Here is a 14,704-nt window from a genome sequence, read left to right on the forward strand (position 1 = left end):
TGCCCCCCGCCAGATCATCAGAACTGCGACGAAATCGTCAAATCAAAGACGCGCGTCTTGTCATAGTTCTCTTTTTTCAGCGCCTTCGCAAAGTTGAAGCGCAAAGGCCCGATCGGCGTATCCCAGAACACAGAGAGACCGATAGCAGCCCGCAGCTTCATCCCATCGTCGACAGCCGAGATTGGTCCACCCTTTGGGCCGCCATTGACGTTATCAAGGCTCCAGACAGAGCCAACATCAAGGAAAGTACCGCCATGGATGCCATATTCTTCGGGCAGGCCGATCGGAAACTCTGTTTCAAACCGGGCCACGGCAAACATGTTGCCGCCCAACGCATCCTGATTGCCAACACCCAGGTCACGCGGACCAAGGCCGTTGCCTTCAAAGCCCCGAATTTTGCCGCTGCCAAAATAACGCTCGGTCACACGCGAGTTGCCCTTGACCATGTTGATCATGCCGGCCTCGAACACGCCGCGCAGCGTTACGTCATCATTCAGCACGCGACGCTCGGCCAAGGCCAAACCATTGGTCGAGATATACCGAAGATCGCCGCCCAGACCGGCAAAGTCCTGACTGAAGCGCAACAACAGCCCGCCGGTCGGGTCAATTCCAGAGCTACGCGTATCATAGCTGAACGCATAGCCAACCGACGAGGCAAATTGCCCGCCCACGGCTTCTTCGTCATGCAATATCTGCGAGGAGGTGGCGTTGACGTTACGGATCGCAGTTTCAGCAAGTTTGTAATTCAACTGCAAGCGGCTGTTTTCCCCGACAGGAAAGCCGATACCGACCCCAATTTCCGCCGCCCGCGTATTATAGAAGGAATTGTCTTCTTTCGTTTCTGTATAGTTGCCGTTGAACGACAGCTCCAGATCCCGACCAAGGAAAGCTGGCTCGATAAATGTCAGACTGCCGCTTTTTGAAGCCGAGGCCGTCGCGATCGAAAGCCCGAGTGTTTGGCCGCGCCCCAGAAAGTTGGTTTCGGTAAATCCGGCAGTCAGGCCCACCCCCGAATCGGCACCATAGCTTGCGCCAAAGGTCAGTGAGCCGGTGGGCTGCTCTTCGACATCAACATTCACGACCACCTGATCGCCGGCACTGCCCTGCTCGGCCTCAACCGTGGCGTCCTTGAAAAATCCAAGCGCACGGATCCGTTCCGCAGCGCGGCGCACCTCACGCGGGTTGAACGGGTCGCCTTCGGAACTGCGGAACTGGCGGCGAATAACCCTATCCAAGGTGGTGGTATTGCCTTCAATATCAATGCGTTCCACAAAGACACGCGGGCCGCGCGTAATCACGAACTCGACGTCAAGCGTCATGTCACGTTCATTGCGGGTGATTCGCGGCTCCACCGAGACAAAGTTCAGCGCCTTTTTCAGCGCCAGATTCTCCATCCGGGTGATGTTGTTTTCAATCACGGTCGGGGAATAGGTAACCCCCGGACGCAGTTTCAGCACCTTTTCAAATTCCGCGGCGTCGACACCCTCGATTTCGGACACCGTCGTCACACTACCGACCTTGAAGCTTTGACCTTCGCGCACGGTGAAAGTAACAAAGAACCCGTCCCGTTCGCGGGTCACTTCGCCAACGGCGTCAAGCACCTGAAAATCGACGTAGCCACGCGCCAGATAGAAATCTTTCAACAACTGTTTGTCAAACTCGATCCGGTCAGCGATGAATGTATCAGACTGGATCAGCGTGCGGAACAACCCGGCCTGTTTGGTCGCCAGAACCTGGCGCAAACGGCGGTCACTGAACGCGCGGTTGCCGTTGAAGCTAAGGCGCTCTACCTCAACAACTTTCCCTTCGCGAATATCAAACACCAGATCAACGCGATTGCCCGAGCGGCGAATGATTTTGGGATCTACGGTCGCGGCGATGCGGCCCGCCTCTTGATAGGCTTTGGTGATCTCGGCGGCATCCGCCTCGGCCTGTGCGGGTGAAAACACGCGGCGCGATTGCGATTTCACGATTGACGCCAGCATCTCATCTTTCAGGCGTTTGTTGCCTTCAAAATTGATGATGTTGATGGTCGGAAATTCTTTCACCTTGATGACCAGGGTGTTGCCTTTTGGCACAATTTCCACGCTTTCAAACAGACCGACGTCCGAAATACGCTGATAGGCGTCATTCAACTCGCCTGCCGATACGGCCTGCCCGCGCCCGATTCCTGCATAGGACAGGATCGTTGCGACATCAACGCGCTGGTTGCCTTCAACCTGGACATTGGAAAATTGATAAGTTTGCGCCTCGGCCTGCCAAGCGGTACCCAAACAAGCCATTGAGACTATTAAAGAAACCGATACGATGGCAGAATGCCGTTTAACCCGGCGCAATATGTTGCGGGATATGGAAACCCGTTCCGCAATATGCATTGTTCTGCCCCATGATCTGATCCTGTTGACCCTGACTAGCGGGAATGGATCGGCTTGTCAAAAGGGCAGAGCAGCTTATTGTTTCTATGTGTTAATGCTGCACAGGCCCGGCCGGTGTTTGCAGCACCCGATCAGGGCGCCAGAATGACTTGGCCCAAGAAAGCCCCGGCCAGCAGCCCGACACCAATAGTGCCCACGCTGAACAGTCGGTCCCAGTTCAACCCCAGCAAAAGCGAAATCCCCTGATAGCCATTCACAACAGTTTGCATCGTCTTCACCTGTGGTTGATCTTGCGATAGCCCTATCTTATCGCGCAAATGTGGCGCGATTGGGGCTGACAGCCAAAACCTCGGGCGTTCAGCAACGATTTTCGCCTCATGGGCAGAACAGATCATTCCCCAGCGCGAACACCATCAGCGACAGCAGCAGCGCGAGTCCGATCATCATCATGACCCGCAGCGCCCCGTCCGAAGGGGGCTTGCCCGTTATCGCCTCATAGGCGTGAAAGACCAGATGGCCGCCATCCAGCACCGGAATCGGAAACAGGTTCATCAGGCCGACGGCCGTCGAAAGCGCCGCGATCATCATGATAAAGGTCAAACCACCCTGCGATGCCGCCGCCGAGGAGGTTTTGGCGATGCCGATCGGGCCGCGCAGGTTACAAGATGAAATCGCGCCCTTGGCGATATGGCTTAGCCCTGACAGGCTGGTGGTAATCAGCGACCATGTCCGCTGCACGCTTAGCGACAGGGTTTCAACCGGGCCGGGGGTGTAAAGCTCGGGGGTGAACATCAGGCCCTCACCCAAACCGATCAGAAAGCGTTCCTCGAACCCGCCATCTTGCAGCGGGTTTGTGGTCAGCCGAGGGGTCAGGGTGGTTTCGAATGTGGTCCCCCCCCCTTCTGCCGTAGCGCGCCAGATTTGCAGGGAAAGCGGCGCGTCCTTGCTGGCTTTTACATAAGCGACAAGATCGGTGAAGGCGTTGACCGGCTGATCATTGATCGACAAGATCACATCCCCTTCGGCCAAGCCTGCATCCTGCGCCGCGGATTCGAGGGCGATGGAGCCGACAAGCGCGGGGAACGGATAGGGCCCGTCAATCGTGATGTCGCGGCCAGCACGGGCGACAGTATACGCAACCGAAGGGGCCGCAGGCAAGGCACGCGCTGCGGTCAAGAAACCTTGCAGATCAGGGATTGCGATACCATCTACGGCCAAAATCTCATCGCCAGCCACCAGGGTTTGGCTGTCATTCGGCAGCGGGGCGACCTTGCCGATCACCGCACGGTCCACCGCGATTCCAAAATGCAGGATCACCGCGAAATAAATCACAATCGTCAGGATGAAATTGAACACGGGGCCCGCAAGCACGGTTGCCGCCCGCGCCCAAAGCGGGGCGCCGTGCATGGTGCGGCGGCGCTCGGTTTCTGAAAGGGTGCTGATAACCGCGCCATCCTTGCCAGAGGCAGCATCACTGTCGCCCAGAAATTTCACGAACCCCCCCAAAGGGAATCGCCGCAAATTGCCAGCGGGTGCCGCGCCGGTCAACGCGCGAAAACAACACCGGACCAAAACCGAGGCTGAACACTTCTGCCTGAATTCCCGTCCAGCGGCCCACAATGTAATGGCCATATTCATGCACAGCGACAATAATTGACAAGGCGACAACAAAGGCGGCCAGCGTCCAGGCAAGATTACCAAAGGACGGGATCAGAGTCATAATTTCCACTGTACTTAACTTCCTTGCTGCCGTGACACGACCACATCGGCGGCGGTCTTGCGTGCGAGATGGTCCATCCTGAGCACATCCTCAAGGGTGGTAGCGGGAATTTGAAGGCTGTTTTGCTGCAAAAGCCTGGCAAGTGTGTCTTCGACAACCTCTGCCATGGCCAGAAACGGCAGATTGCCTGCGATGAAATGGTCCAGGGCGATTTCCTTGGCAGCATTAAAGGCCGCCCCCGACAGGCCGCGCGTTTCCATGACGGCGCGGGCAAGGCGCAGCGCGGGGAACCGCTCAGGGTCCGGGGCCTCAAAGCGCAGCGTGGCAAGCTGTGCCAGATTGAGACGCTCTACCGGAACATGGCCCCGGCGCGGCCAGTGCAGCGCAAAGCCGATGGCGTGGCGCATATCAGCCGGGCCAAGATGCGCCATGATACCGCCATCACAAAAGCCGATCAGCGCATGGATGATGGATTGCGGATGCGTGATGACTTCAATCTGGTCAGGCGCAAATCCGAAAAACTCGCGCGTTTCAATCAGTTCAAGGGCTTTGTTGAACATCGACGCACTATCAATCGAAATACGCTGACCCATTGACCAATTCGGGTGCACCACCGCCTGCGCCGGGGTGATCGCTTGCATCTGCGCCAGGCTGAAGTTACGGAACGGCCCCCCCGAGGCCGTGATGATAACCCGTTCGACGCAGGCTTTGTCTTCGCCCACCAGCGCCTGAAACACGGCGGAATGTTCGCTATCAACCGGCAGCAGGGTTGCGCCATATTTGGCGGCTGTCGCCAAAAGCAAAGGGCCTGCAGTAACAAGGCTTTCCTTGTTCGCCAGCGCCAGCGTGCCGCCATGGCGCAGCGCCCGCATTCCCGGTACAAGGCCAGCCGCGCCGACGATGGCCGACATCACCCAATCGGCGGGCCTGTCGGCTGCCTCGGCAATCGCTGTCTGACCGGCGGCGCACAGGATGTTGGTGCCGGCAAGGGCATCGCGCAACGCGGGCAGGCACTCTTCTTGTGCAGTCACGGCAATTTCAGCCCGTAACGCGCGGGCCATTTCGGCCAGACGTTTGATATTGCGCGCGCCGGTCACGGCAACGGTGCGGTATGCGTCAGGACCGCCGCCGCGCATGATCAGATCAAACGTGCTTTCGCCGATAGACCCGGTGGCACCAAAGATCGAAATAGAACGCAAACTATTGGCCCCCGACCGGCAGCGGCAGGCTAAAGACCAGCGACAGCAGCACGACCAGAACCACAGCCCCGGTCATCGCATCAAACCGATCCAGAAAACCGCCATGGCCGGGAATCAGGTTAGAGCTGTCCTTGACCCCGCTCCGCCGCTTGATCCAGCTTTCCGCAATATCCCCCATCTGGCCGGCAAATGAAACCAATGTGGAAAACACGATAAGTCCGGCAGGCGCGAAGCCCATTTGCCAAAACACCGCCCCCACAAGGGCGGCACCAACCCAGCCGGCAACCGTGCCGGACCATGTTTTCTTGGGGCTGATCGCTGGCCAGAACTTTGGCCCGCCAAGGATACGCCCCGCGAAATAGCCCATGACATCCGAGGTCACAACGACAAGGGCAATCCAGACAATCGCCACCATTCCCGCATCATTGCGCAGGGTGATCAGGCCAAACCCGGTGATCATGGCCCCTGCCGCCCAAAGCGCCGCCAAGGGCCGTTCGCGCCCCGGTGTCAGCGCGAAGGCAAGCACGGGAACCAGCAGCAAAGCAGCGGCAAGGGCGTGCGGGGAAAACAGGGCAATGGCCAGACAGATCGCGCCCAGTGCCGCCAGCATCAAAGGGCGCTGCACAGGCGACAGGCCAAAGGGGCCATAGCTGGCTTTGACAACGGTAATTGTGGCCAATTCCCATAGCATCAGCGCCGACAAGACAATGACCATGATCGAAAAGCCGGGCCCACCCAGCCAGATTCCAACAGCCGCGACCAAAAGCATGACGATCGCCGAAATCATGCGCGGGCGCAGGTCGGCCCAGCGATCTGGTACAGGGGGGATGCCGGGATCGGTCATTTCGGGGTCACTCCACCAAAGCGGCGTTGGCGGTTGCCAAAGCGCACCAGAATCGCGGCCAATTCATCGGGGCTGAAATCAGGCCACAGGGTTGAGGTGAATTCATATTCTCCATAGGCCGCTTGCCAGACAAGGAAGTTGGACGTGCGGGTTTCGCCCGAGGTACGGATGATCAGATCGGGGTCAGGGATGCCGCGCGTATCAAGCCGCTCGGCCATCGCGGCCTCGGTGATATCGCAAGGGGCAAGGCGACCGTCGGCGACCTCTTGCGCCAAAGCGCGGGCCGCGCGCAGAATTTCATCGCGGCCACCGTAATTGATGGCCACGGTTAGGTTAAGCCGGGAAAATCCAGCGGTCCGCTCTTCGATCCCGGACATGAGACGTTGCAGTTTGGGATCAAGCCTTGAGCGGTCACCGATAAAGCGCAGCCGCACCCCTTCAGAGGCCAGACGGTCAGCCTCACGCTGGATATAGCGCGCGAAGATTGACATGATGCCAAGCACTTCTTCGGTAGAGCGTTTCCAGTTTTCGGTCGAAAACGCATAGACGGTCAGCCATTTTATCCCCATTTCAGGGGCTGCCGATACGATTTGCTTTACCCGTTCCGCCCCTTTGCGGTGGCCCACCAGTCGGGGCCAGCCGCGATTTGTAGCCCAACGGCCGTTGCCATCCATGATGATGGCAACATGCTCGGGAGGCGGGGGGGCGGGCGTTGGCTGGGGCACTGACTGACCTTTGGGTATCCAGAAAATACGTATCCTGAAACGGTCGGATCAGACCTGCATGATTTCTTGCTGTTTGGCTTCCAGTGCCAGATCAATCGCCGCAATGGCCTTGTCGGTCAGGTCTTGTACAACGCCTTCCCAGAACTTCTGATCATCTTCCGAGATGCCCTCTGCCTTGGCTTTTTTCACCTGGTCCATCCCATCGCGGCGGATGTTGCGGATCGAAACCTTGGCGCTTTCAGCGTATTGGCCTGCAACTTTGGTCAACTCGCGGCGGCGTTCCTCGTTCAGTTCCGGGATCGGCAGCATGATGATGGTGCCGTTAAGCTGCGGGTTGATGCCAAGACCGGATTCTCGAATCGCCCGCTCTACCTTGCCGACCAGGGCTTTGTCCCAGACGTTGATCGTCACCATTCGCGGTTCCGGCACGTTGACCGTTGCAACCTGATTAAGCGGGGTCATCGAACCGTAGGCATCAACCATAATGGGATCAACCATCGAGGCAGAGCCGCGCCCGGTGCGCAATGTGCCAAATTCGGCGCGAAGGGATGTATGTGCACCGTCCATCCGGCGCTCCAGATCATCGGTGTCGAGCATGAAATCATCTGACATGGGGTCACTTTCCTAGTGTCGGCTGGCCTAGTGTTGGCTGGCCTAGTGTCGGCTGGCTTGAAATCGGCAAGTTCTTATCGGCTTCGTATTGGGGCGTGGGCGGGCAGATCGCCCGCCTGATATAACGCTGTGTTGCAGCGCTTGTATAGGCTTGGCGCGGCAAACTGGCGGAATTTACACTACAATCCAACGCAAATTATCCGTGTACCTTGGTATAGGTGCCCTGCCCCGCCAGAATACCGCGAAAGCCGCCGGGCTCATCCAGACTGAACACGATGATCGGCAGATTGTTGTCTCTGGCCAAGGCGATAGCCGAGGCATCCATCACGCCGAGATGCTTTTGCAACACCTCATCATAGGTGACGGTATCATAGCGCTTTGCATCGGCAAATTTCTTGGGGTCCTTGTCATAGACGCCATCAACCTTGGTGCCCTTGAAGATCGCCTCGCAAGCCATTTCATTGGCACGCAGGGTCGCGGCGGTATCTGTGGTGAAATACGGGTTGCCGGTGCCCGCAGCAAAGATGCAGACGCGCTTTTTCTCAAGGTGGCGGACGGCACGGCGCCGGATATAGGGTTCACACACCTGATCCATAGGGATCGCGGAAATCACGCGGGTATGGATTTTCAGGTCTTCAAGGGCGGCCTGCATCGCCAGCGCGTTCATCACTGTGGCAAGCATGCCCATATAATCCGCCGTGGTGCGTTCCATCCCCTGGGCAGAGCCCTGCAGCCCGCGAAAGATATTGCCGCCGCCAATGACCATGCAAATCTCGACGCCTAGATCATGGACGGATTTGACCTCTTGTGCGATGCGGGCCACGGTTGGCGGGTGCAGGCCATAGCCCTGATCGCCCATCAGCGCCTCGCCCGAAATCTTGAGCATGACACGGCGGTGGGTGGTTACGGGGTGATCGGCTGGGGTGACGGGCATAACGGGCTTCCTGACTGGCTGGCGCGGACCTGTGGCAGATCACGACTTGGATTGCGGCGTAAAATGTCGCAAAACGGGCCAAGGTTCAACCGATGAAACAGCTCTTTGCGCCGTGGGCTGTGGGGAAAACCGATGCGGAGGATTTGTGCAAGGTTGGGACCAGGTGATAGAGACGCTTTCGGCAGAGCGGGCAGTGTTGATCGCGGGGCCAACGGCCAGCGGGAAATCAGCGCTGGCAGCACAGATCGTGGCGCGGCAAGGCGGGGTTGTGGTCAATGCCGATGCGTTACAGGTTTACGGCTGCTGGCAGGTGCTGACCGCACGGCCAACAGCGCATGAGACAGCCAGCCTGCCCCATCGGCTGTATGGCCATGTTGCACGCGATGCGGAATATTCGGTAGGGCATTGGCTGCGCGAGGTAAGGGCCGTTCTGGCCGAAGGGCTGCGCCCGGTGATTGTCGGCGGCACGGGGTTGTATTTTTCGGCCCTGACCGAGGGGCTGGCCGAGATTCCCGCAACCCCGGCGCCGGTGCGGGCCTTGGCCGATGCGCGGATGGCCCAGGACGGTTCAAGCGGCTTGTTGGCCGAGCTGGACGCCAGGACCAAAGCGCGAATCGATGTGCTGAATCCGGCGCGGGTGCAGCGGGCCTGGGAAGTGCTGCACGCCACCGGGCGCGGGTTGGCGGCCTGGCAAGATGACACCGGGCCTGCGATAATGCCATTGGCGCAGGTGGTGCCAATAGTGCTGCGGCCCGATGTGGGCTGGCTGAATGCCCGGATTGACCAGCGGTTTGACCAGATGATCGACCAGGGCGCGCTGGAGGAAGTGCGGGCAGAATTGCCCCATTGGGGGCCGCGCCGCGCCTCGGCCCGCGCCATTGGCGCCCCGGAACTGATGGCGCATTTGCGCGGTGAACTGACATTGGAGACGGCAATCGAACAGGCCAAAATCGCCAGCCGACAATATGCCAAACGGCAACGGACCTGGTTTCGCAACCGGATGAAAGCCTGGAAACCGCTTGATCCGGCGCAAGAGCAGGGCATAGCAGGCTGAAAAACGCCAAACCTGTGGATAGGTCTGTGGACTGGTTCGATTTTGGTCGTTTTGGGCTTGGGTCTTGGCCATCCGGCTGCTTATCTTGCCGCTATAAGTCATTCGGACGGTTTGAACATGCAAGATCTCTCGGCCCTGTCACAGTTGCGCCTTGTTGCGATTCCCCGCCTTGTGGCGCATGGGCGTTGGCGGGTCGAGGCGATGCGTGCGATCTCGGAACCAATGCTGTTGTGGTTCACCAAGGGACAGGGGCGCATTACCATTGCAGGCTCGACCCGTGGCTATACCGCAAATAACGCGGTGTTCATTCCCCCCGGCGTGATGCATGGGTTTGAGGTGGGTCCGCAGGTTTTTGGGACCGCCGTATTCTTTGGCAAGAATTGCGATGTAACGCTGCCCACAACGCCACATCACCTGCGCATCCGCGAAACCTTTGTGCAGCAAGAGCTGAACATAACCCTGGATGCGATATCGCGCGAGATGAACAGCAACACGCCGGCGCATGACCGGGCCACGCAGCACTATCTGGGCCTGCTTGGCGTCTGGTTGGAACGTCAGGTGCACAAAGGCGCGGATGAGGTGAAGCGCCCGGATGCCGCACACCGACTGGTGGCGCGCTATTCCAACCTGTTGGAGCGGAACTTTCGGTCAGGCATGGGCGTTGCCGATTTTGCAGGCGCCCTGGGCGTGACGCCCACCCATTTGACACGCTGCTGCAAGCAGGCCTGCGGCAAGCCGGCCTCGGCCTTGCTGCAAGACCGCTTGATTTTTGAGGCACGCACATTGTTGGTCGAGACGAAAATTCCGGTTGGCAAAATTGCCGGGGCGCTTGGCTTTGCCTCTCCGGCCTATTTCACGCGGGCCTTTCAGCACAGAACCGGCAAATCCCCCTCTGCGTTTCGCAAAGAAGCCTGAGCGCCTCTCGCCAATTGGTTGCAACCAGCGCCACCGCAGTCTAAAAGCGACACATGTCGTTTTTAGACCTTTTTTTCGCGTTTGTGGTGCCGTGGGGTGAACCAAACATTGACCCATGCCGCAATTCGTGCGGAAATGACGCAGGTCGATCAGGGCCGCGGCCTTGGTGCCAAACCATGAAAACGATTTCCGGCACGGGCCAGACCCGCAGCCGGGGCAATTCTTCAGGGAGATATCTATGACCAAAACGACCGATAGCGCCAAAACTGTACATCCGGCGGCAATCGCCTATGCGTCCGAAGTGGGTGCAGGCACGATGGGCCGTCGTGAATTTTTGACCCGCGCAACGGCGTTGGGCGTTACGGCGCCCGCAGCCTATGGCTTGCTTGGTCTTGCCGCACCGGCGGCACAGGCGCAAACTGCGACGATGGGCGGCACGCTGCGAATGGAAATGGAAACCAAGGGCCTGAAAGATCCGCGCACCGCCGATTGGTCGCAAATCGCCAACTTTACCCGTGGCTGGCTGGAATATCTGGTCGAATACAATTCCGATGGCACCTTCCGGGGAATGTTGCTGGATAGCTGGGACACCAACGACGACGCCACCGAATACACGCTGAACCTGCGCAAAGGTGTGAAGTGGAACAATGGTGACGATTTCACCGCCGAAGATGTCGCCCATAACATCACGCGCTGGTGTGATGGCAGCGTTGACGGCAATTCCATGGCGGGCCGCATGAGCACGCTGGTCAATGCCGAAACCAACATGGCTGCAGATGGCGCGATTACGGTTGTTGACAGCCATACCGTCAAGCTGACGCTCAGCGCGCCAGACATCGCCATGATCGCGAACATGTCGGATTATCCGGCGGCCGTGGTTCACCAATCCTATGACAATGGCGACCCATCGCTGAACCCGATCGGCACCGGCCCCTATTTGCCGGAAAGCAACGAGGTAGGCATTCGTCAGACCTTGGTGCGCAACGCCGATCACCCCTGGTGGGGAACAGACGTCTACGGCGGCCCCTATCTGGACAAGATCGACTACATCGACCTTGGCACCGACCCATCGGCGGCGGTTGCAGCCGCCGGATCGGGCGAGATTGACGCGACCTATCAGACTGTTGGCGATTTTGTCGATATTCTGGACGGTCTGGGTTGGGAAAAGTCGCAGGCGGTCACCTCGGCCACCATCGCCATTCGCTTCAACCAGGATGCCGAAGAATACAAGGATGTTCGCGTCCGTCGGGCGCTGGCGATGGCTGTGGACAATAATGTCGTTCTGGAACTGGGCTATAACGGGCTTGGCACCCTGGCCCAGAACCACCATGTCTGCCCGATTCACCCGGAATACGCCGAACTGCCCCCGCTGAAGGCCGACCCGGCAGGCGCGCTGGCGCTGCTGACAGAGGCGGGCATGGCCGACCATGAGTTTGAGCTGACCTCGCTGGATGATGCCTGGCAAGCTGCAAGCTGTGATGCGGTGGCCGCGCAGATGCGCGATGCCGGGATCAAGATCAAGCGGACGGTGGTGCCCGGTTCGACCTATTGGAATGACTGGCTGAAATTCCCGTTCTCGGGCACGGAATGGATCATGCGCCCGCTTGGCGTCCAGATCCTGTCCTTGGCTTACCGCACGGGTGAGGCATGGAACGAATCTGCCTTTTCCAACGAAGAGTTTGACACAGTGCTTGCCAAGGCGAACTCTATCGCCGATGCCGACAAGCGGCGCGAAGTTGTGAAGCGGCTTGAGGAAATCATGCAAGAGCAAGGCGTTATGGTGCAGCCCTACTGGCGTTCGCTCTACCGCCATTTCGATCCAAGGGTAAAAGGCTGCGAGATGCACCCAACCTTTGAGCATCATCATTACAAATGGTCGATTGACGCCTGATCTGGCAACAGAAAAAGGGGGCGCGGTGTTATCGCCCCCTTTTTTCGCCTTTTTCCTGTCGCGGTGGGGCTGTTCGCCCGCCACTATATGTAAGCCATTGTCCCGCAACTCCTGTCTTTTCAGGGGAAGGATAAGCCATGTTGATGTTTTTGCTAAGGCGCCTCGGCATAATGGTTCTGACGGCCATTTGCCTGACATTTATCGTCTTTTTCCTGACCAACCTCACCCCCAACCTTGAAAAGCTTGCGCGCTCGGAAGGCTCTGTGCGCATGTCGGATGCGCAGGTGGAAAACTGGTTGGCCGATAACGGCTATGCCCAGCCTATGGTGATACGTTATGCCGAATGGCTTGGCGTGGCCCCCGGCTGGACCAAAGAGATAGACGGCGCAACCCGCGGGCGCTGCATCAGTGCCGATAGGCCCGCCGACTCCGCCCCGACATTTTGCGGCGTCATTCAGGGTGATTGGGGCTATTCATCGGTTTTCAAACGCCCGGTATCTGAAATTCTGGGCCGCGCCTTGGCGGCGACTGGCTGGTTGATGCTTTGGGTGATGATCATCATGGTGCCTTCGGCGCTGGCCTTGGGCGTGTTGGCCGGGATGCGCGAAGGGTCACGCACCGATCGCGTGCTGTCTACCGTTGCCATCGCCACCACGGCCACGCCGGAATATGTATCGGGTGTGATTTTGATCGTGGTCTTTGCCAGCGCCACCGTCGGCATTTCCCCCCTGCTGGCCAGCATGGGGCTGATTGAGGGGCGAACGTTGTTTCAAGGCACCGCCACCAGCGCCATGGACAAGATCACCTTCTGGAACTTTGGCCTGCCCGTCCTCACGGTTGCGATGTATGGCATGGGCTATATCGCCCGGATGACCCGCGCCTCGATGACCGAGGTGATGACGGCGCAATATATCCGCACGGCCCGGCTGAAAGGCGTGCCTTTTCGTGATGTGGTTTTGCGCCACGCGTTGCGCAACGCGCTGATCGCCCCGTTCACCGTGATCATGTTGCAATTCCCATGGCTGCTGAACGGCGTGGTGATTGTGGAAACCCTGTTCAATTACAAGGGCTTCGGCTGGACGCTGGTACAGGGAGCCGGCAATAATGACATAGAGCTGTTGCTGGCCTGCTCGGTCGTCGCGGTGATTGTCGTGCTGGCCACACAGCTTATTTCCGACATCGGCTATGCATTCCTTAACCCCCGTATCCGGATTTCCTGAGGAGGAGCCTACATGGAACCGATTGGCTGGGGCAGTATCTTCGCCCGTATGTTCATGCAATTCTGGCCCGTCTGGGTCGCCCTGATCGTCACCTATGGCGTGTCACTGCACTATCGCCGCCGCCTTGGCCTTTACGGCAAACTGTTTGACAGCACCGTGGGCATGATCGGCTTTGGTATCGTGATGTTCTGGGTCTATACCGCGTTTTTCGCCGATATTGTCATCACCCATGACCCGCTGGGGCAACTTTCCGGGATGAAAAACAAAAGCCCCGGCACCCCAGCCCCCGATGGCAGCAGCTATGATTACTATCTGCTGGGGGGCGATAACCTTGCCCGCGATGTGTTCAGCCGCGTGGTCATGGGCGCGCGGAGGGTGCTGGCAATCGCGCCTGCTGCCACGCTGTTCGCCTTCATGGTCGGCATCACGCTGGGCCTGCCTGCGGGCTATTTCGCGGGCAAGCTGGATACGGCGCTGTCGTTTCTTGCCAATCTCGTGCTGGCCTTCCCGGTGATCTTGCTGTTCTACTTGCTGGTCACACCGGAAATCCGCGATACCGGCATCCCGATCATCCTTGCCGCGGTGCTGTTCATCTTTCCCGTCATCTTTCTGGTCACGCTGTTTCAAAGCCGCTACTTCACCGACCCGAAACGCCGCAACCTTTATGTTGGCATCACGCTGGTGATCGGCCTGTGGGCCTATTCGGGCCTTGCCTTCAACGCCGACCCGCTGGGCATTTGGTCGATGGACCCGAACCTGCTGAACGTCTTTGTCGCCGTGGTCTTTGTCAACGCCCCCACCGTGTTTCGCATTGTGCGCAGCCTCGTCCTTGACTTGCGCACACGCGATTATGTGGCGGCAGGCCAAACCCGCGGTGAAGGGCCGTGGTATATCATGCTGTGGGAAATCCTGCCCAACGCGCGCGGCCCGCTGATCGTGGATTTTTGCCTGCGCATCGGCTACACCACCATCTTGCTTGGAACGCTCGGTTTTTTCGGCCTTGGTGTCAGTCCGGAATCCCCCGACTGGGGCTCGACCATCAATGATGGCCGCCGCTTGCTGTCGATCTTTCCGCACCCTGCCGTGGTTCCGGCCTTCGCCTTGATGAGCCTCGTCCTCGGCCTAAATCTTCTCGCCGACGGGCTGCGCGAAGAAAGCATGAAGGACTGATGCTTTGTGTTCGCGACCAATATCATCGGGGGCGACGGATGGGTC

At 58.8% G+C, this 14,704-nt stretch carries 12 protein-coding genes and 1 pseudogene; 5 read left to right on the forward strand and 8 right to left on the reverse strand.

The window, feature by feature from the left end:
* Positions 1 to 17 precede the first annotated feature (17 nt).
* The 8 genes and pseudogenes from bamA to pyrH form a co-directional block, all read right to left on the reverse strand.
* On the reverse strand, positions 18 to 2,282 hold the full coding sequence (bamA, locus tag VDP61_RS10980) for an outer membrane protein assembly factor BamA (protein WP_323006932.1): 2,265 nt from the start codon (positions 2,280 to 2,282) through the stop codon (positions 18 to 20).
* A gap of 224 nt (positions 2,283 to 2,506) precedes the next feature.
* Entirely contained in the window at positions 2,507 to 2,644 is a 138-nt protein-coding gene (locus tag VDP61_RS10985) for a hypothetical protein (protein WP_323006933.1), read from the reverse strand.
* Between the two features lie 106 nt (positions 2,645 to 2,750).
* Positions 2,751 to 4,104, reverse strand: a pseudogene (rseP, locus tag VDP61_RS10990) (RIP metalloprotease RseP).
* A 5-nt stretch (positions 4,105 to 4,109) separates the two neighbouring features.
* Complete coding sequence (dxr, locus tag VDP61_RS10995; RefSeq protein ID WP_323006934.1) at positions 4,110 to 5,294, reverse strand: 1-deoxy-D-xylulose-5-phosphate reductoisomerase; 1,185 nt, start codon at positions 5,292 to 5,294, stop codon at positions 4,110 to 4,112.
* A gap of 1 nt (position 5,295) precedes the next feature.
* Entirely contained in the window at positions 5,296 to 6,138 is an 843-nt protein-coding gene (locus VDP61_RS11000) for a phosphatidate cytidylyltransferase (protein ID WP_323006935.1), read from the reverse strand.
* Positions 6,135 to 6,863: a polyprenyl diphosphate synthase gene (uppS, locus tag VDP61_RS11005; RefSeq protein ID WP_323006936.1), complete on the reverse strand. Its 729-nt coding sequence runs from the start codon at positions 6,861 to 6,863 to the stop codon at positions 6,135 to 6,137. Before uppS ends, VDP61_RS11000 begins: the two co-directional genes overlap by 4 nt.
* Before the next feature lie 48 nt (positions 6,864 to 6,911).
* A complete protein-coding gene (gene frr / locus VDP61_RS11010; RefSeq protein ID WP_323006937.1) occupies positions 6,912 to 7,475 on the reverse strand; it encodes a ribosome recycling factor in 564 nt (187 codons plus the stop codon).
* Between the two features lie 196 nt (positions 7,476 to 7,671).
* Positions 7,672 to 8,409, reverse strand: coding sequence for a UMP kinase (pyrH, locus tag VDP61_RS11015; protein WP_323006938.1), 738 nt, complete (start codon positions 8,407 to 8,409; stop codon positions 7,672 to 7,674).
* Between the two features lie 145 nt (positions 8,410 to 8,554).
* On the opposite strand from pyrH, the gene miaA reads away from it, so the two are divergent.
* The 5 genes from miaA (at position 8,555) to VDP61_RS11040 (ending at position 14,659) form a co-directional block, all read left to right on the forward strand.
* Complete coding sequence (gene miaA / locus VDP61_RS11020) at positions 8,555 to 9,463, forward strand: tRNA (adenosine(37)-N6)-dimethylallyltransferase MiaA (RefSeq protein WP_323006939.1); 909 nt, start codon at positions 8,555 to 8,557, stop codon at positions 9,461 to 9,463.
* Positions 9,464 to 9,580: 117 nt separating this feature from the next.
* A complete protein-coding gene (locus tag VDP61_RS11025) occupies positions 9,581 to 10,378 on the forward strand; it encodes an AraC family transcriptional regulator (RefSeq protein WP_323006940.1) in 798 nt (265 codons plus the stop codon).
* 238 nt (positions 10,379 to 10,616) lie between these two features.
* Positions 10,617 to 12,269, forward strand: coding sequence for an ABC transporter substrate-binding protein (locus VDP61_RS11030; protein ID WP_323006941.1), 1,653 nt, complete (start codon positions 10,617 to 10,619; stop codon positions 12,267 to 12,269).
* A gap of 137 nt (positions 12,270 to 12,406) precedes the next feature.
* Positions 12,407 to 13,489, forward strand: coding sequence for an ABC transporter permease (locus VDP61_RS11035; RefSeq protein ID WP_323006942.1), 1,083 nt, complete (start codon positions 12,407 to 12,409; stop codon positions 13,487 to 13,489).
* 12 nt (positions 13,490 to 13,501) lie between these two features.
* A complete protein-coding gene (locus VDP61_RS11040; RefSeq protein ID WP_323006943.1) occupies positions 13,502 to 14,659 on the forward strand; it encodes an ABC transporter permease in 1,158 nt (385 codons plus the stop codon).
* Positions 14,660 to 14,704: the final 45 nt, after the last annotated feature.

Origin of the sequence: Pseudorhodobacter sp. (assembly GCF_034675685.1) — a bacterium.
In the GTDB taxonomy this organism is placed as follows: domain Bacteria; phylum Pseudomonadota; class Alphaproteobacteria; order Rhodobacterales; family Rhodobacteraceae; genus Pseudorhodobacter.